The sequence below is a fragment of the Anaerovorax sp. IOR16 genome (assembly GCF_017168145.1).
Taxonomy (GTDB): domain Bacteria; phylum Bacillota; class Clostridia; order Peptostreptococcales; family Anaerovoracaceae; genus IOR16.
The window spans coordinates 335,128-354,314 of the sequence record NZ_JADQTL010000009.1 but is presented as its reverse complement, the minus strand read 5'-3'; the positions used below and the strand labels follow the sequence as shown (position 1 = coordinate 354,314).

The 19,187-nt window shown below is 43.3% G+C and carries 19 protein-coding genes; 5 read left to right on the top strand and 14 right to left on the bottom strand.

The window, feature by feature from the left end; translation table 11 throughout:
* Positions 1-265 precede the first annotated feature (265 nt).
* From I2490_RS05305 to I2490_RS05270, 8 genes are all read right to left on the bottom strand, one after another.
* The gene (locus I2490_RS05305; protein WP_206458738.1) at positions 266-6,334 is read right to left on the bottom strand and encodes an S-layer homology domain-containing protein; all 6,069 of its coding nucleotides are present in this window, start codon (positions 6,332-6,334) and stop codon (positions 266-268) included.
* Positions 6,331-6,636, bottom strand: coding sequence for a hypothetical protein (locus I2490_RS05300; RefSeq protein WP_206458737.1), 306 nt, complete (start codon positions 6,634-6,636; stop codon positions 6,331-6,333). Before I2490_RS05300 ends, I2490_RS05305 begins: the two co-directional genes overlap by 4 nt.
* A 134-nt stretch (positions 6,637-6,770) precedes the next feature.
* On the bottom strand, positions 6,771-7,460 hold the full coding sequence (locus I2490_RS05295) for a response regulator transcription factor (RefSeq protein ID WP_206458736.1): 690 nt from the start codon (positions 7,458-7,460) through the stop codon (positions 6,771-6,773).
* Positions 7,461-7,540: 80 nt separating this feature from the next.
* A complete protein-coding gene (locus I2490_RS05290) occupies positions 7,541-8,749 on the bottom strand; it encodes a sensor histidine kinase (protein WP_206458735.1) in 1,209 nt (402 codons plus the stop codon).
* A 314-nt stretch (positions 8,750-9,063) separates the two neighbouring features.
* Complete coding sequence (locus I2490_RS05285) at positions 9,064-10,545, bottom strand: pyridoxal phosphate-dependent aminotransferase (protein WP_206458734.1); 1,482 nt, start codon at positions 10,543-10,545, stop codon at positions 9,064-9,066.
* A 17-nt stretch (positions 10,546-10,562) separates the two neighbouring features.
* A complete protein-coding gene (locus I2490_RS05280) occupies positions 10,563-12,227 on the bottom strand; it encodes an ABC transporter ATP-binding protein (protein WP_206458733.1) in 1,665 nt (554 codons plus the stop codon).
* Positions 12,228-12,462: 235 nt separating this feature from the next.
* Positions 12,463-13,770, bottom strand: coding sequence for a radical SAM/SPASM domain-containing protein (locus I2490_RS05275; RefSeq protein ID WP_206458732.1), 1,308 nt, complete (start codon positions 13,768-13,770; stop codon positions 12,463-12,465).
* A 473-nt stretch (positions 13,771-14,243) separates the two neighbouring features.
* A complete protein-coding gene (locus I2490_RS05270) occupies positions 14,244-14,480 on the bottom strand; it encodes a hypothetical protein (RefSeq protein ID WP_206458731.1) in 237 nt (78 codons plus the stop codon).
* 177 nt (positions 14,481-14,657) lie between these two features.
* On the opposite strand from I2490_RS05270, the gene I2490_RS05265 reads away from it, so the two are divergent.
* The 5 genes from I2490_RS05265 to I2490_RS05245 all read left to right on the top strand — a co-directional run bounded on the left by I2490_RS05265 (position 14,658) and on the right by I2490_RS05245 (position 16,338).
* Positions 14,658-15,014, top strand: a complete 357-nt coding sequence (locus I2490_RS05265; protein ID WP_206458730.1) for a hypothetical protein — start codon at positions 14,658-14,660, stop codon at positions 15,012-15,014.
* A gap of 46 nt (positions 15,015-15,060) precedes the next feature.
* Positions 15,061-15,315 (top strand): hypothetical protein, encoded by a 255-nt coding sequence (locus I2490_RS05260; protein ID WP_206458729.1) that lies wholly within the window; start codon positions 15,061-15,063, stop codon positions 15,313-15,315.
* Positions 15,316-15,371: 56 nt separating this feature from the next.
* The gene (locus tag I2490_RS05255) at positions 15,372-15,650 is read left to right on the top strand and encodes a hypothetical protein (RefSeq protein ID WP_206458728.1); all 279 of its coding nucleotides are present in this window, start codon (positions 15,372-15,374) and stop codon (positions 15,648-15,650) included.
* 79 nt (positions 15,651-15,729) lie between these two features.
* On the top strand, positions 15,730-16,077 hold the full coding sequence (locus I2490_RS05250; RefSeq protein WP_206458727.1) for a hypothetical protein: 348 nt from the start codon (positions 15,730-15,732) through the stop codon (positions 16,075-16,077).
* 42 nt (positions 16,078-16,119) lie between these two features.
* A complete protein-coding gene (locus I2490_RS05245) occupies positions 16,120-16,338 on the top strand; it encodes a hypothetical protein (RefSeq protein WP_206458726.1) in 219 nt (72 codons plus the stop codon).
* Between the two features lie 12 nt (positions 16,339-16,350).
* Here the strand turns inward: I2490_RS05245 and I2490_RS05240 are convergent, their stop codons facing one another.
* The 6 genes from I2490_RS05240 to I2490_RS05215 all read right to left on the bottom strand — a co-directional run bounded on the left by I2490_RS05240 (position 16,351) and on the right by I2490_RS05215 (position 19,186).
* Entirely contained in the window at positions 16,351-16,611 is a 261-nt protein-coding gene (locus tag I2490_RS05240) for a helix-turn-helix domain-containing protein (RefSeq protein ID WP_206458725.1), read from the bottom strand.
* A gap of 150 nt (positions 16,612-16,761) precedes the next feature.
* Positions 16,762-18,078: an N-acetylmuramoyl-L-alanine amidase gene (locus I2490_RS05235; protein ID WP_206458724.1), complete on the bottom strand. Its 1,317-nt coding sequence runs from the start codon at positions 18,076-18,078 to the stop codon at positions 16,762-16,764.
* Positions 18,065-18,511 carry a phage holin family protein gene (locus I2490_RS05230; RefSeq protein WP_206458723.1) on the bottom strand — a complete coding sequence of 149 codons (447 nt, stop codon included), beginning with the start codon at positions 18,509-18,511 and terminating at the stop codon, positions 18,065-18,067. The genes I2490_RS05235 and I2490_RS05230 overlap by 14 nt, the downstream gene beginning before the upstream one ends.
* Before the next feature lie 70 nt (positions 18,512-18,581).
* The gene (locus I2490_RS05225; RefSeq protein ID WP_206458722.1) at positions 18,582-18,737 is read right to left on the bottom strand and encodes a hypothetical protein; all 156 of its coding nucleotides are present in this window, start codon (positions 18,735-18,737) and stop codon (positions 18,582-18,584) included.
* A gap of 60 nt (positions 18,738-18,797) precedes the next feature.
* Entirely contained in the window at positions 18,798-19,013 is a 216-nt protein-coding gene (locus I2490_RS05220) for a hypothetical protein (RefSeq protein ID WP_206458721.1), read from the bottom strand.
* Positions 19,010-19,186, bottom strand: a complete 177-nt coding sequence (locus I2490_RS05215; RefSeq protein WP_206458720.1) for a hypothetical protein — start codon at positions 19,184-19,186, stop codon at positions 19,010-19,012. Before I2490_RS05215 ends, I2490_RS05220 begins: the two co-directional genes overlap by 4 nt.
* Position 19,187 lies beyond the last annotated feature (1 nt).

The following is a 19,187-nucleotide window of genomic DNA, read 5'->3' as shown; positions in this document are numbered from 1 at the left end:
TTTTACATATAATATTACTATATCATGTTTACTTAATCAATATGGACATGTGAAGTCTATGATTAACTTATGTCACACCCTCTCTTCATTTCACCCAAGCAAAAGAAATCAGGGGAAGCAAAACCAGAGAGGCGAGCTTTCTGATTTTGAATATACGGAGATTATGAAAAGGTTTTAAAGGAAACGGCAGTGTCGGTAGCTTGAGATTTTCAAGCACCGGCACTGCCGTTTGTTAATGTTTAATCGCAGATAGTGATGGCAAGTTCTACAAAATGCACTTGAGGACGGCACTAACTTCTGCTCTGGTAGCTGTACCCTGTGGGTCAAACTTATTGCCGTTTTTGCCTGCAAGGACGCCAGCCATCTGCATAGCTTTTACTGCGTCCTTTGCGTAGCTGCTGATTTTAGCACTGTCCGCAAAGATGTTTTCAGCATGAACCTTTGAAAGTTCAAAGCCGATTACCTTTGCGTAGTTTGCCATAATCACAGCCATTTGTTCACGGGTAATGCTTTGCTCAGGTGCAAACTTTCCATCGCCAATGCCGTTTACAATGCCATTTTTGCTTGCCCATTCCACATACGGCATATAGTAGGCATCTGCTTTTACATCGGTGAAGCTGCTCTTAGTATACTTCGCAGGATCAATTTCAGCTAGTCTGCCGAGGGCGGTGACAAACATTCCTCTCGTCATAGAGGTGTTAGGCGAGAATTTGTTATCGCCTGTTCCTTTCAGCAATCCACGGGCTGCTACAAATTCAATGCTATCCTTTGCCCAATGGTTTGTAATGTCTGTAAATTTGACATTGATCGCCTTGTAACCTACCGCAAATTTCGAGAAGTGATCGGTGACGAAGCTGAGTGTTTTGGTTACAGGGTCATAAACTGAGTTTGGCATTTCGGTTATATTGCCGTTGCTGTCAATGTAATAAGCCACTACATTTGCGGCATTTTCGTTTGCTCCCAAGGTGTAAGGGATAGAAACGGAAACACTGCCGCTGCCAAAGTCCGTTACCTTTTTACCGTTTGTTCCTGTGATAGCAAAATCATACACAGGGCGATTGCCTACGATTTTCTTTGCTTCAGAAGAAAGTGTGTTGTTATCCATTTTTTTCGCTGTAACCTTTACATCTGCTCCAACTTGCTTTTGAATTTCCTTTAGGGTATCCAAATTCAAGCTGATATCGGCAATTTCACTTGTGATACGAAGCTCCTTTGCACCTGCATTCACAAGAGCGTCTACGCTTTCTTTCGGCAGGCCTGTGGTAATGTTTTCTGCTTTGGTATTCTTAGTGTCCACCTTGATTTCCACCATAATACCATTGTCCGTTGTACCGTTTTTCTTGGCCTCCGCCTGTGCCTTTGTGATGGCGTTATCCACGGTCTTTTCAGATACATCCGCACTTACCGTGTCGCCGGAAACAGCAGGCTTTACCGCCACAATTACCTCGGTAGGTGGATTCGGATTTTCGGTTGTCGACGGAGGCGTGGTTACTGTGGTGTTACTGCCGCCGCCTGTGGAGCCACCGCCACCGGAGCCGCCGCCACCAGAGTTATATTGTGTTACAGTCAGTGTGCCTGTGCCAAATGTGATATTGTAATTTTTCATATCCGCCTCTGTAAAGCTTGGTGGTGTGGTAAAGACAATATCAAACGTACCTACCTTGACAGTGGTTAGCGGTACGCCATTTTCCTGTGCCTGCATAGCAATGGCATCGGGATTGGTTGGAACAAGATTATCATTTGCTGCTATGCCAAATATGGTCCAGTCAAAGGTCGGCATATTCTCATTGGATTTAATGGTGAAATCCCTAGGCTTTACAAGTATTGCTCTTTTCGCCACCGTTATCGTATAGCTTGCCGTTGCCTCTGCGTGGGTAGCGGTTTCTTGGGCGGTTGCGGTAATGGTGGCAGTGCCTGCACCTTTGAGGGTCACCTCACCTGTGTTTCTGTTTACCGTTGCAACGGCTGTATCGTCACTTGCATAGGTAATATCGCCGTTTACTGTGGTTTTGGTGAGCTCATTGGTATATATCTCTCCATAGGTTTTGCTGACACTTCCCACAGCGTAGGAAATGTCTTGCAGGGCTTTGTCGGTGGAGGTCACCGTCACTGTAACGCTGTAATCGTTGTAGTAGGTTGCTCCTGTTACAGGGATTGTTATGGTACCTGTTTGACCTGACGTGCTTGCAGGGGAGGTGTAATTTAGCACTCCATTTGCAACACTCATGGCTGTCATGGTAATTGCACCACCACCATCTGTCGGTGTGCCGTAGCTTGCACCGTCAGGCAGAGCCGGAAGTGTCAGCGTTGCATTTGTTTCGCCACCGGTCACTACTGTATCGCTGACTGTTTTCATCCCTGTGTAATCTGCCTTACCAACCGTCACTGCTTGAGTAACAGTTTCGCCGCCGTATCCCAAGGTGACTGAGGTATCGCCTGTGCTAAAGGAGCTGCCATTTTGGTAGGTCACGGTCATATCATTATGGCCTACAAAGGTATATGAGCCACTTTCATGAGTTGCTCTTAGCACCATTCCTGTCTTATCAAGGGTTTCTCCATGCTTATAGGTGGTTTTTGTAGGTGGTGTTGTGACTTCAAGGGTAACAATGCTATCCTCGACCACAGTGATGGATATTGTACCTGTAGCTGGGTTGTAGTTATCTGTATCTGTTGGGGTAAATGTCCAGTTATAATCCTTTGTACCCACCATAAGGGTTTGCCCATCGGTCAGTGCCAAATTACCTTCGATTCCATCGGTGTGTGACAGCACCACAATAAGCGTAGTTGGATAGATGGTATCATTCACCACATCTACACCTATAATCACAGGGGTTGCCTTGTTTACGGTAAAGAGAGCTGTCTTCTCACCCTTTTGTGTGTCGTCCTCATAGACGGCGGTGACGTTATAGCTCCCTGCGCCTAACGGCTTGCCGTCTGTATTCAAATCACCCGTAGAGCCTATGGGAACAGTATAGGTGTAGGTAAATGAACCTGTTCCGCTTTCTGTGCCGTTAAAGACGGTGGTTTCGTGGGTCAGCCCACTGCCTGTGTAGATGGCAGAGCCGTCTGCAAAGGTAATATCGCCCGACACATCCACCTTATCCACAATATTGATCGTTAAGCCTACAGTGGTACCTCCCTTTTTGGCATTTAGTCCAAAGAAGCCTGTGGAGGCGCCCGATGATACTGTAACAGGAATTCCGCTTGTATCGGCTGCGCCCACCGTTACACCTTTTGGTATATTACCACAGTGCTCCCAGGTAACGGTACTGTCCATTGGCATGTCAAATTGGTCAAAGTCCTTGTATTGGTAGTATATTGTCGTTTGGTTTACCGTTGGGATTTTGATGGATTCGGTGGTTTCCCCCAGCTTTACACCATCTCGATAAAAAGCATAGTTGTCTAAAACCGGGATATAGTTGACGGCATAAGGGTACTCTTTTATATTTTCTCCCGAAGGCAGCTCGATTAAATCTGAGCCGTCACGGTTTTGGCTGACATATAGCACAACGCCGCTATTCCCGTCCCGAACAGATAGCCCTGCGGAAGTGTCTGTGCCCTCACCTGCAATCCCCACAATTTCACCGCCTGTGATATCGGGATCTGCAAATCCAAACAAAAACACACCATAGCTTTTGCTGTCTGTGCCTGTGCCGTTTCCTCCCTTACCGGTGAGTCTGCCACCGTTTACAGTGATACTTGTGTCTGCATAGACACCGTAGCTTCCGGCACCATCACCATCGGCTATGCCGCCTGTGCCAACGATTATTCCATTATCACTGAGGGTAATTGCATTGGCATCAATGCCAATGCTGTTGCAGTCAGCTCCGGTGACTCCACCGCCTGCTCCTCTGACTATGGCTTCGCCACTGACGGTGAGCGTGCCTCTTGCCTCGATACCGACTACTGTCCGGGAGCGTCCCTCAATATTGCCAGTGTCACTGACCGTCAAGTTCGTACAGGAGATACCGACAACCATGCCCGTTGCGAAGACGGTGCCGCCGATGACGGTGATATCGCCACAATGTATGGCGCCCTTGCCTATATCTGCATTGCCGTTTTGGGCATGGATAGTTCCACCTTCAACGGAAAGATCCTCGGCATAGATGCCATAGCTGCTACTGCCGTTGCCAGCAGCATCGTCACCGAATGCATACAATGTGCCGCTTCCTCGGATAGTCAAAGGAGCGTTATCGATATAAATGCCTGCACTCTCGGCATCGGTGGTATTACTTGAATGAAGATTATTCTCCCCTTGCAAAACGATGGTAAGGGGGAAGTTAGCAAAAAGGGCGGACTGAACCACATAATCATCACTGTCGGTTGTTGTGCCGATGGTGCTGTTGGTATATCCGTTTAAGGTCAGCGTTCCCGAATCGCTACTGCTATCATAGAGATAGGAATAGCCGCTACCGCTGATTGCCGTGGTGCTGTCGGCATCCAGCGCGGTGTCGCCCAGCTTTAGGACATAGCTTGCGGTTCCAAAGGGTTGTAGGGTAATATCCTTGCCTGTTACATTGGCACCGTTTACGTCAAAATAATTAATGTAACCTGTTTTGTAGCCTGCTTTACTGACAGTTATCACATAGGAAGTGCCATTTCCGACATCCGAAATGGTGTATCTTCCACTGTTGTCGGTGGTGACTGCACTACCCACGTTTTCATTGCTGCTGTTTTTCAGCTGCACCGAAGCACCTGCCAGAGCACTGTTTACATCACTGACCGTGCCACTTACTGTATAGGTAGACACAGTGACGCCTTTGTAAAAGGTTGTGTCCTTCCAGATATAATCACCTGCGGTGATCTTCCCGGTAGCGGGTTCCTCGCTTGCCGCTGCTACCGTAACCACGTCGTTATTTTGGTAGATATAGCCACGGTCACTGAGCACACCTGCCCCCACTTGCAGCTTTGCCCCCTCATAAAGGGTCAGCTTTCCATTATTTGTCCCAGTGAGGGTAGTGCTATCGTCTATCAAAATTCCCGTGCCACCACTTGCCGCAACGCTGGCTGTGGAATTATCGAGCGTCATACTGCTACCAACAACATTAATACCTATCCCTGCCGTATTGACGATACGCACCGTGCTATCGGTGAGGGATAGAGAGGGAACAGCAATTCCATAGGTAGTTGCATCGCCACCGTTTTCTATGGTGATGACACATCCATTACTAACAGTCATATCGGCAGTGGAGATGCCCATACCGTATACTCCGCTGTTTGCCACCGTCAAGCTGCCGCCATCAAGGGTCACGTTCACCCCGTTCTGGGCTAAAACACCATTGCCGGCACTGTTAGATAGGGTGATGATACCTCCCTCGCTGATCAGCGAGCCGGACGAAAGCAATGAGATGCCTTTGCTATGGTTACCGCTATTGGTTACAGACAGCTTACTATCGGTACTGAGCTTTAAGGTTCCGGAAACGCTAATATCACTTCTGCTTGCTGTGCCATTTGCGTTGAGTGTACCCGTTCCTGCAAGGGTTAGGGTTTTGCCTTCCGGAATTCCCAGTGTGCTGTCGGCAGTTGAAACGGTTTTGCCCGCTGCAATATTTAGCGTGTGATCTGCTCCTACATTGATGTCACCACTCATTGTAATGTCTGCTGCCACATTGATGGTGGCAGGAGCAGTTTTTTCCAATTCGGATTTGAGCTCTGCGGCGGTGGTTATTTCTTCTCCGATCATTTCCACCAGGGCTATATCCTTGTCGGTTATATCAGCATCGGTCACATCAAAAGTCTCAATGGTGGCTGTGATATAGCCCTCCTTGCTGATTTCAATGGTATAGTCACCCGGTGCGACACCGGGAATGGTGTAGTTACCACTGGCATCGGTGGTGACAGCACTGCCTACATTATTGTTTGATAAGTTTTTTAGCTGTACCGAGGCACCGGAAAGAGTACCGTCTGCATTTCTCACCGTACCGCTGACGGTATAGGTTACTATGATTGCATCCAAGGTAGTGTCCTTGCCTGTGATATCGGTATTGTATACTTGAAAGCTTCCCATATTGACTGTAGTGTAGCCAACTTTGCTGACCTCAATAGTATACCAGCCTGTCTCAACACTGCCAATGGTGTAGTTGCCATCGGTATCGGTGGTGACTGCGCTGCCAACAGGGGTGTTTTGATGATTCAACAGCTGTACCGTGGCATCTGCAAGAACACCGCTTCCATCGCTGACGGTACCGCTGATGGTGTAGGTGGTAGTGCTTGTGCCTGCGGTAGTATCGCCGGTTACACCGCCCTCTGTGGCAAATGCCACGGTGGGCATCAATGAAAGCACCATGCACACCGTTAGCAGGATGCTTAAAAATCTTGCTCGTGTTTTCTTCATTTGGGTTCATCTCCCTTCAAATTGTGTGTTTCTGGTTTCTCTTTGCCCTTTGCCAGCATAGCGAAAATCTCCGCCACGGTGAACGAGGGGCCGCCCACCCAATAGAGCCGTTTTCCGTCTGTCTGTGGGCGGTCAAACAGACGCTTTTCAATGAGCTTGGTAAAGGCAGGCTCACCGATTCGGTCGCCCAGCTCCAGAAAAATGCTGTGACCGTTAGACAATAGAATGTCGAAACAGTCGCCGTCTAGCGAATTCACTTTGTTGATGGTGGGCAACTCTGCTTCCGCCGTTTTCCATGTCATATGTCATCGCCTCCTAATAAAATCGAGTAGTCCTTCTCCTTCAGTATCATTATAGAAGAGCGGAAAACAAAAAATGGCGAGAGTGTCAAAATTGACACTCTCGCCACTGAAAAGTATTTTTCATGGACTGATTCTTATTCTTTTTCGAAGCAGTAGCCCTCACCCCGTGACCACTCAATCTGCCATCCACTGCCTTCAATTTTGCTCCGCAGGCGCTTGATGGTACTCTTAAGGGCGTTGGCATCCTCGGTCATGGGCTGCTTCCATACCTTTTCGTACAGATATTCTCTGTCTATAAATCGCTCCGGATTCTGCACGAAAATCAGCAGAAGGGCAAATTCCTTTTTTGTCAGCAGAAGGTCAACCCTATCCATGAACGCAATTGCCGCCGACATATCCAGAGTCAGACGGCCTTTGGTGATGCGCTCCGGCACCCGCTCAGACCGGCGAAGCAGCGCCTCGATCCGGGCCAGCAATATTTTGAAATCATAGGGCTTGGTGAGGTAATCATCGCCGCCACTTTTTAGACCTTGCAGAATATCTTCTTGTGCATTTAACCCGGTGAGCAACAGAATGGGAATCCCTGCATCGGTACTTTCTCGAAGCTTTTTCATAAAGTCAAGGCCGCTACCGTCGGGCAGCATAATGTCCAGTACGATGCAATCCGGGCGGTGTAGCTCCAGCTTTATGTATGCCTCAGCAAGGGTCACAGCGGTATCGATAGTGTAGCCTTCCCATTTCAGCATCCGCTTGTTGCCCTGCATGATTTTCTCGTTGTCCTCCACCAGCAGTATCCGCTTGCCTGTGTTTTTTCCAATTGTCATTCGTCCTCACCTCCGAATTGTCCCTGATAAACGGGCAGGGTAAAGGTAACGATGGTGCCGTTTCCCTCTATGCTTTCAATTTATATTTTGCCGCCGTGGGATTCCACCACCGTTTTGCAGAGAAACAGTCCAAAGCCGGTGCCGCCGTCGCTGATGCCCCGCTCAAATACATGGGGCATCAACGCAGGCGCTATGCCGCTGCCGTTATCTCTGACCGTGACGGTGACTTCACCCCCATTGGCTGCGGCTTCCAGAGAAATTGTGCCGTTCTTGGTATGTGCATTGGCATTTTGCAGCAGATTGATGACCACTTGCGAGAGCAAATCGGCGTTGCCGAACACCGTCAATTCATGGGGGATTTCCGCAACAAGCTCGTTGCCCTGTTTGGCAAGAAGCAGCCGCATCATTTCTACCGTATTGCCTAGCAGAGCAGAAAAATTCGTTTTATTCTTTTCCGTGCTGTCGGCAATGGCGTTGAGGGAGAGCATCCCCCCCACCATGCGGGAAAGACGCATGATTTCCGCCTGCGCATCTTGCAAAATGTCTTGCACCTCTGCGTCCTCGGTGACGCCGTCCATCCGTTGCAGCAATCCCATCACTATTTGAATGTCTACGGAAATGACCGTCAAGGGCGTTCGCATTTCATGGGAGGTATTGGCGAGGAACTGTGTCTTGGCTTGGTTGACCTGTGCCAGTACGGCGTTTTGCTCGTCCACCCGCCGTTGCTGCGCACGGTAGAGGCGAACCTGGGCATACATAGTTGTGCCCAGAGCTATACTAACCATCAGAAAATCCGTCAGGTGGTTGATAAAATAGGCGCGTTCCGTGGCAAGCGCAACAATGCTGTCCGGCCATCGGTAGGCACAGACATACATTGCACTATATAGTGCCAGTTCCAATGCCGCCACAAGAAACATGATGCGCCCCTCCAGCATAAACACGGTGAACACCACCGAAAAAATGAACAGCAGCGGAACGCCACCGTGATAGCCACCCATTTGGAAAAAGAGATACCCAAACAGGCCAATGAAAATCACCAGAATGGTGACAAGATAGCACGGCTTGTATTTCTGTGTCCGCTGGGCATAAACCATAAGACCGGCAGAGAGAACAGCAGTGGCGAGGACGGACAGCGTTTCCATCGCACCTGCGCCGGAGAACAAATTGACCAGTCCTTCGATCAAACTCACAATACCGCCTGCCAGTGCCAGCACATTAAAAATGCGGACACGCAAATCAAGGGCGGTGTCAAAATAGGTATGAATGAACTTTGGAATTCGGTTTTTCATTGACAACCTCCTTGCCGAATGATATTGCATTTGAATATACACAATGATTATATCGCAAGTTACCTTACACGTCCACTTTCTAATTTAAAAGTAGTTTCTGCCCCATGTAAATCATGTAAAAACAGCAACCGCACAGGTTTTTCCTGTGCAGTTGCTGTTTCCCTACCCTGCTTGCCGTGGCCCTATGAACGAGACTCCTTGAGATTAAAGGCTTACAGTGTCAATTTATTTTATTCCCACTCGATATTATCATTCATATATCAGTTCATAAATTCGTTAGATTAATTGAATTATCGTAATCCTAAGGAGGGGAACTAAACGGTCATATCAAAATCAACACTCAGTTCTTCAAACTGCGACATTTTGCACCTTGCTTCCAATTCAGACAGGTAAAGATAGAGACTGTCTATCGTTTTTTGAAATATATCACTTGGCGCGGCCAGAGAAATACGCACCCAGTAATCATCCTCCTTTGCCTTCGTCAGGGCAAAACCTGATTCTGTGAATATCGCAATCCCTGTTTTCTGGAGAAGATCTTTGCAAAAATCCATTTCACCGAGATTGCAACAAGGCTTTAACTTTACTAAATAGTTAAAGCCACCATCCATCTTGGTTGAACCCATCAAAAAAGGAGATAATTTCTTGCTCAAATATTCCTTATTTGAGGCGAAAACTTTTTCATTCGCGAACATTTCCTCTTTGTATTTCTCATATTCATCAAAAAGACGCTCGTCCACTAATTCTGATACATAGTCCCTTATTGCCTGGGGACATAGCACCGTAGTGACAAAAAACATCCGTCTGAAGCAAAGAATGATCCTCTTCCTCACCCTTTCTTCCTGCCCGTATTGCTCACTCAAATACAAACACCGAAAAAGTAACGTAACCCACACTGCGATTGTGGGCATGTTCGGCGGATTAGTGATACTCACTTGCTTCGACCTAACAAACTGAATCACGTTAAAATGACCTACAATGTATCCGATCCTAAAGCCAGGAACACTTTCGGTTTTAGAAAAGGAATTAACAATGATGCTTTTTCCCATCATTTTGTTCTCCATAATTATTGGTTCCGGAACAGTTACCTCTTTTTCAGACATGATCATATTACACACGCAGTCAAAAATGCAATAGATTCCTTTTTTATATAATGTTTGCATGATCTGACCCAGCTCTTCATCCGTGTATTTTTCACCGGACGGATTGCTAGGGTATGTAAATACAAGGACATCAGGCCTGAATCGTTCAATATCCTCCTTCAGCTCACTTACTGTGGGCATGTCCCTATTGAACAAAGCGGAGCGGCTTTCCCTCACTTGATAACTGTATTCATTCCCAAGGGTCATATAAAGTGGGTAAGTCATCCCAACTAAAAGCATCCTTTTCTTCCCAATGGAATGTAGGTAGGCGACAGCTAGAGAGGCGGCTTGACTTGTGCCGATTGTCATGCAAACTTCAAGATTCGCTTTGAGGGATATATTCCCTCTTGAAAAAAGAAATCTCTCGTAAAGCTTGACCGCGTAATTCACCGTCTGAAAGCCATACATGGATGTATACCTTTGATACAAAAAGTCTTCTTCGATTTCTTTCTGCATGGTCTCCTTCCATATTGTTGGTGCGGAAAGGTGATTGACGCCGGAAGAGAGCATCATATAATCGTCTCTCACCGGTAGATAAAATACTTCCGAATGGATTGCAAACTGCTTAGATAGAAATTGATTCGGGTCCCAAAGTTTCTCTCTCTGCTTCCAAGCATGTGGCAGAACTCGGTCTATTTTCAAAAAAAAGCGCTTCATCTTTCCCTCCCCAGAAATTACATAGGTCGGATATCCCTGTCGACAATTTGATACATATAGTCGGCAATATCCATGAGGCTCTTGCGATGTGTGATGACGAGAACAGTTTTTTCATTTAGGTTTTTGATGGTATCAAAAATAATGCGCTCTGTCCCTTCGTCCAGTGCGGAAGTTGGCTCATCAAAAATAATAATGGGCGCGTTCTTCAGCAATGCTCTGGCAATAGCCAACCGCTGCCGCTGTCCGCCTGAGAGGGTGTATCCCCTATCGCCCAACTCCGTGTCTAACTTGTGAGACAGGTCCATGATCTCCTCCAACATCCCTACTTTTTTTAATACGTGAAAAATATCTTCATCCGTATACTGGCCCTGCTCCTCCACCAGATTTTCTCTTATGGTCTCGTTAAAAAACAAGTTGTCCTGGGAAACCAGAGAAATATGCTTTCGCAAATAGGCTAAGTTCATATCTTGAATGGAATGCCCGCCGATGGTGAGCGACCCTTCTGCTGTATCCCAAAGACCGGTAATCAGGTGAATCATGGTTGTTTTCCCCTGACCGCTCGCCCCCACGATAACGTGGGTTTTTCCCGATTCCATCTTTACGCTTACCTGTTTGAAAACCTCTTTGCCCGTCGGATAACGAAATTCCACATTGTGAAACTCAATACCAAAGTGCTCAAAAGCAGGCTTTTCCTGACCATCGTACGTGCCAATGGTATCATATATCTTATGAACTCTCCTGATGGAAGGCATGAGTTTATTGCCCTGAACGCGCAGAGCAGCGAGTATTCTTCCAGGTTCAATCAAAAAATCCGAGTACTGGATAAAGGCCACCAGCACACCGATGTTCGACATTCCCATAAAGATTTTGTATCCCTCATAGGCCATGGCTATCGCGATGGATAGGATGATGAACCCTTCCAACGCACCATAACTGATATGCGATAACGTTGCAATCTTTTTATAGATTATAGACAAATTGTTCAACATCTGTCCGTATTTCCTCTTGCACTTTTCTTTGATACCGTGAGAGGCAATGAGAGCCGCGTTTGACACAAATTCTTCTGTTAAAGAAATTTCCCGCGCCAACTCTTCCCGCAGTTTGATATAATGATCATCCAGTTTCCATTCCAAGTTGTTTTGAACAATGAGAATAAAGGGAAGAATTGCTATTAAAATCAACGCTAGATCCCACTGCAAATACGCCAGGATAGCAAGAATCGCCAGTGAGTTCACCAGATCTGCTACAGTTCTGTACACCTGATAAGTAAAGGCCGCCACCTGCATATTATCATCCATGATCACTTCCATCATGTCACCGGTTTTATTTTTAATATAAAACTCGCCTTTCTTATCAAAAAAGCGATCCATAGAAATTCTTTCTAATTTCTTTCCGTATTGAAACTCTCTTTTCTCAGTATAAATATTGATGATTGTCCTCAAAGTAGCTTTGGTCATGTTAATGACAAAAAACAATAAAGCCAACAAAAGGAATCGAGACAAATTGTCCGCATCCACCAATGCATTGATCACATGTACCGTAATTAGAGGCAATAAAAGCGTTACTCCCGCATATATAATAAGTAAAAACAAATACCCCCACATACTTTCATCGTATTCCTTGACAATCTGATGGGTACGTTTCAGCGCTTGTATAAAAGTTCCACTGCCGCGTAATTTCATAATACTCACTATCCTCTATTTTAAAAAAGCAGAAGGCAGTGTATGAACTATGTAATCGGACTCATACGCTGCCCTGCCTTCATGGTGTTATTCTAATGTTTCTGACATGACCTTGAGCATGTGTAGCTGCACGTAGCACTACGTGTGTCAAATTCGATTGGTTCAATGATCATCTTCATAATTGTTCCCTCCTTTCCCCAAGATTTATAATGCAGTTCACATTATCATAAGTAAGTTAGGAGGCGTCGCAGGTCAGCTTTATGTAGTCCTCCAATACATATTTCCACCTATCACAGACGGGTTCACCAGCTCTTTGCCCATTATATGGGCATCCTCCAGCACAGATGGGCAGATAACTGCACTCTCTGCACTTTTCAAAGCTAAAAGGAGACCATGTCATGAATTTAGTACAATTTTGAATTGGATTTTTTATTAGCTGCTCATAATTCTCACAGGTTCCAATATTTCCAATACTATTTTTTTCAATTCCAACCTCATTCCAACACTTGTACATGTTTCCATTCGGTTCAATCACATAAGAATACAGGTAATCAGCACCACAATATGTATGGTGAAGCAGCGGATAACCTGGCTTGAGATTTTTGGATAACAACAGCTTTTCATAATCCACATAGGTTTTAGCAAACTCTTCATGGCTTAGGCAGTTTGCAGCATATCCTTTACAGCTATCTGTATTCCCTTCTAGGTATCCTAAGTATAGGTCTTCACCCAACCCTTTTTCTATCATTAATTCCACAAGTTGCTTCAATTCGCTTTGAATCTGCTTATCAGTGTTGATCCGAATCGCTGGTACAATCACATGTTTTTTTGCCAGAATCACGTTTTCCACAATCCGGTCAAATGTCGGCTCGCCGCTATTGTTCTTTAGTCTTCGTTTTTGATTATGTGTCTCCGGAAGCCCGTCAATGGTAATCTGCACCTCAGATACTCTATATTCTTTTAGTTTGAGAACAGTCGCTTCATCCATAAAATATCCGTTTGTGATAATGTTTGCCTCGTATTCCACTTTGTTCTCTTCACAGATTTCTATCAATCTCTCCGACATACGATAGATTACATCTTTGGCCAGAAGCGGTTCCCCCCCAAACCAAGTAATCCTGATCTTTTGATTATTCTTTGCAAAAGCCTCTACCAAGGAAATGATTTTGTCTTGGATTTCCTCTGACATGATGCCACTTTTGGGATCTTCATAACAATACGGACATGTAAAATTACAAGTCATGGTCGGTGCCACTATCAGATCTAAGCCTGTTTTTTCGTATTTACCCAAATTGTATCGCACTTCGAGCTGCTGCAATTCATTGATGCAATCGTCAACCAGAAATCCAGCCTTTTTCATCGCCTTCACTAGGTCAGTTTCTTCCACCTCTGCTCCTTGCCTTACCGCATCCAGTATGGCCATTGCAGGCTTGTCCAAAGCGGCAGTCGCTGTAGTTCTACTGTTAAACATCAGATGTCGACCGTTGTGTTCCACACAAACATTGTACTTTGATTCTTTCATATGTACTCCTTTACTTAACATTAATAACCCACCTGTTATCTCGAATAACGGAGTGATTGAGATTTGCTCAAATTGCTCAATATTTTCGATTGTTCATCTTAGAGTAATAGGAATGCTTTAATCACTTTAAAGTGTTTTATTTATTTATATTTTACCAATAGCTCATCCAAATTTAAATAATATGTTCTCGTCAATTTTTTGTATATTTTTACGAATTAATACTAATCCGAATCAATAGTTAAAACAGATAACAAAAATAAAAATTTACTTAATAATTACAAGCATTTTACAGTCACAGACAATAAAAAAATCCCACAGCACCTATATTTCAAGGTCTGTGGGATTTATATTTATTTATTCCCACTCTACGACGGATATATACTTTTAGGTAATATCGGATAATTTTAAAGTCTAATTCAGGCACTCTGTTTTTTCAGTACAGTATATTTTTTTATTTCTAAAACATTATAGAGCCAAAATAGAGCCACGATGGATTATTCTCCTTTTTGAATATCCGAAGAATCAAATACTACTCTTTGGTTTTCTCCAAAATCAATTACGAGATTGGCACCAATGAAATCACACAACTTTATCAAGTCGGCAGCTGAAAAACTCTGCCGGCTTAATTTATTCCTCATTGCTTGCGGAGAAATTTCAAAGCACTCTGCTAACTCATATATTTTCTTACCACTTAAATTAAGTGAAGCTTTTACTTTATCGGACACCGACATACAGCCACCTCCCGTCAAATACAAGAATAACAAAATTGATTACGTTTGTCAACAAAATAATTATAAAAATAATCAAAAAAGGTATTGACACTGTAATCTCAATAGTGTAATATGTAATCATAAACGAAACACTAATAATTATAAATGAAACAACAGCAGAAAGATAGGGTGGAATAAATGTATAACAAACACAAGTCGGTTAAAATTATGTATCAAGCAATCATCGACAACAAGGTAAGTGTTCAATTTAACACCTCTAAAAAAAGAGATTTATTTATCTCTAAAGTTGAGAAAGAAGGCAGAAGAAAAATAACCTGTATCAGTTCAGTATCTTATCCTTGGAACTTAGATGACGGTAATCACAATCTAAAAAGCAAAAAAGAGTTTGCACAAATCATTGGTTGTTCAGTTGAAAAGGTAGAGCGAGCTATTAAAAATGGTTTTTTAGAAACTGAACACCTCGGAAATGAGCATTACATTGTAGAAAAAAATGATACTTATTGGATTAAAGGTTGCCATCATACAGTTCGATAACACTTCATACCCGCCCCGGAGATCACGAGGGCAGAAAGGACAATCTATGCTAACAGTTAAAATGACCGCCCAATCTATGAGAGAGATGATGGGAGAGGCTTTCGACTTTGAGGTTTACGAAAAAGGCAGACAGGATGCCAGAAAATTATATTACGACCACCCAGAGGAAATCAAAAGTAAAGTAGAAGAGGTAACTCGCCGTATTGAATCTGGAGAATTTAGGCATACCCCTGGTCCATCATACTGGATTGGTTGCCTATGTGAGTTTAACTTTATGCCTTCTCAGCCTTTACAGCATTAAATACATCAGCAGAGTGAGCCTGACCTATCGGGAAACATGGAGAAAGGATAATCACAATGACTAACTATAAAGAAATACGCAAGATTGAAGCAATTGAAATTAGGGGTTTATGTATTAGGCAAAATTGGTACACGATGGGTTCCAATGAAGAATATGGAGATATGCTTAGCAATGCCAGCAAACTTAAAAATGTTACCACCTTAGACATAATGCAAATTGCTTATAATTTCGCTTTGCACAGCGAATTAGATGCAGATCATACTTTCAAAGAGTTTATGGAAAATGTCGCTTTCCATCTGATTAGAATTTCATATACTTATGTAGAAGAAATTTAAGAATAAGGTGATATTATGAGGGCCACCGAAATTTCGTACAAACAAGCAAGTCAAAATTAAAATTATAGGAGGATATGAAATGACAATATTAGATGTTGCTTTTGCATATGGGTATAATGACAACTTAAAAGGAATACCGCAAATACCGATTACGAATGATATTGTTCTTGGAATGATTGAAAGCAATTATTCCGTGGATATTTTGGAAGCATATTTTAATGGGTGGAAAAAAGGAAATGATACGAAAATCGGGGTATGCCCTCGATGTGGTAAAGAGAAAATGGAATCACGACTACATACCAACGCTTTAAGCAGGGTATGTGATGTTTATATTTGTGATGACTGCGGAACACAGGAAGCTATTGAAAACCATTTTACCACACTAACTCCAACAAAGGATTGGCCAATAAAAAGTAACAATGTCTAAGAAGGTATAAGCCATAAAACCTCCTCGAAAGGAGGTGAGTTTATGCCCGATGTCCAAGATTTCACATTGCAAAAAATTGCAAAAGATGATACTTTTATTAGTGTCAGAAAGAGCTATGAGCTTGATAGCCTGAAAGCACTTGCAACCGTTTTACTGAGTAAGAAAAGTCTTTCACTTCAAATTGTAGATAGCTCAGGAGCTGTTTTATGGCAAGGGAAAAGCAACCCCAAAACCGAGGTTGCCCAGTGTATCGATGAGTAGGTGCTGTAACATCTACTCATCAATATTCTTTTGTTGTGTAGGTCTGTATGTAGGCAGTTTAGAAACCTTATTGGGCACCAATACCATAATATCGCAGATATCACACTCCAGTACTTCACAGATTAAGTCTAAATGGTCAAGGGAAACCCTATCACATAGTTCGTGGTATATTTCGTTTATGGTGTTTGGCCGTATGCCGGTTTTTCTCGCCAAGTCAGCCTGTGTCCACCGAAGCTCGCCCAACTTCTTAGACAGTAAAATTCTTATCGCCATACACCTTGCTCCTTCCGTTATATATTATCATTCTTTGATAATCCAGTCTTAAGAACGATATTTTATATCGTATTTCGATAGAAGAAGGTGTGCAAATCAAAAAAATCCCCCTATACTATGAAAAAAACAACATAGTATAGGGGGATTTACTTATTTTAGATTGTAGTATCGATATAGCATAATGCAAAACTCACCTCTTGTAAGAGGCTTATCGAGCATTAAATCGCCATTTTCATTACCAACGATGATTTTTTTGCTTTTGGCCCAATTAACAGCTTCTTTCAACCAATCAAGAACAGGGGGAACCTCAATAGCTGCAGTGGATAGAATTCCACTTAAAATATTGAGGATTTTTACTCCGTAGCTGTTACCTGCCGCCCAACCGGTGCCATTTGGATTATCGGGAATACCAAGCCATTCAACATAAAGAGCAGTACCTCTTTTTACATATTTAAAGCGGATATCGACACACTCCTGATTAAGCTTGTCTGTTGAAGCATAGGCTTTCAAGTGTTGGATTTGCGCCCTTACTCCTAATAGTGGAGTATCAAACTCATTCCCTCGCACACCATTTCCTGTTGCTCCAAGACCTGAAAAGTTATTTTGCTCATAATCGACATCACCACCAAAAGCAAAATTTCCTGTTTCAAGGCAAGCTTGAGCAAAAGCAATATCTCCTCGAACACCCTCTTTTGCTCCCTCATCAAGGAACATTTGAGCCAATTCATAGATAGAACAATCAACCAATTTAGGATTTGCGTTACGTTTCAGGCAATAAGTCGCCATTTGTCCAGCTGTTGCAACGGTATTTCCCATAATGAGAGTTTTATTTTCTGACTGAGTTTTCACTCCGTAATATTCAGCAATCGTAGCAGCTTCCGCTTTAGCGAGCTTCTTTAGATTATCATCTTTTAGTAGCCAATTTGTAGCTTTCGTTTGGGTATGAAAGGAATGCTCCATAAGAATACCTACAACACCAACTTGTTTTGCGGAATGAAGCACACCGTACCATTCATCATCTAAAAAGCCATTACCATTTCGGTCATAATCAATTTTTTTGGTGAAAATTCTTCCCTTTTGGGCAGTTCCCATTGTTGCTTCTACAACCTTAGCTAATTTCCCACCCAATTCTCTGGACACTTCATCAGTTCCGATTTTATCGTCTTCCGAATAACAAAGAGCAACAGGATAATCAACATTTTCATTGACCGAGTTTGCTACGGCATTGCTGTGCAGGCTCAAAAATAAATTACAACCTTTGGCTTTTTGCCCTCTGTTCCAAAGGCTCAGGTCCTGATCCTGCTTTGGTCTTGTAGTAATTACAGAAATTCCAAAGGCCTCCAATTCCGCTTTAAGGAGCAGATGTAATTTCCACATTGCTTCACTTTCGTAATATGTCTTATTTGCAGGGCTTCGATTTACTTTCGCATAATGTCCTGCATCGAGGCAAACTTTAATTTGTTTCATTAGTATCACCTTCACTTTTTTTATTGAGAATATCAATTGCCTTTTTAATTACATCGGGAATAGGAACTCCCATAAGTCCCGCATTCTCTACAATGCTGATAGTTTCGTTTGCGATATACGCAATAACTACTGCATTTTTGATAAAAGTGCTACCGATTACATTGTCAAGCTGTGCTGCAATAAGTACCATAAGTAAAGTCATTCCTTTTCGGAAAAGTCCTTTCCAACCAGCTCCACTTGCAAGGGAACCACTTTCTGTTTTTGGACTTTTTTTGAAAATGCCGGCAACAACAAGCCCTGAAACGTAATCAATAGCCATAAAAATAACCAAAATAGTCAATGCACTGTCCCAACCTCCAAACAAGGTGGAAAGAAACGCACCAACAACACCAATACTGCTAAAAAATCCTGCTTTAACTCCTAAAGTTTCCATAAAAGCACCTCAACTTTCTAATAATAAAAGGGGATAGGTAACTGCACCCTATCTCCAAGTTAATATTCGATTATTCTACTACATTTTCAATCGGTTCTCCGTTTTCGTCTAAACCGATAGCTGCTAAATCAGCAATTACTTGCTGTCTAATATTTGATGGAACATTTGCTCCCTTTCTTCTTCTTGCGATAACGAGAGCAACATACATATCGATGTAAATATTCATTGCTATACTTCCTTTCCACAATAATATCGTTGTTTCGATTTTAAATATTAAGTTTTTCATTTATTTTACCAAGCCTTTCTCGAGGTTTGCAGTTACAACATCGACTACGGCATCAGGTACACCATCGGGGAGTTTTGCAATATCCCCCATTGTCAGCAATTTAATATAAACTGCTGATTGAACACTTTCAGGAACATTAGTTGGAACGATCGTCCTCTTTTGATATTTAATAAGAGCAACATAGGTTTCTACGATTCTTTCTTCAAGTCCGTTCATTTTTCACCACCTCCCGAAAGTAGCATTTCATAAAGAGAAGCAGAAACATCGAGTGCTGTAATAGCATTAAACTCGGCTGTTTCTGCTTTTTCTTTTAGTTCTGCAATTTTTTTGTCTTTCTCGGCAATCTCAGCCTCAAGCTGTGTCCTTGTTTTTTTTACTTCTCTTGCCATA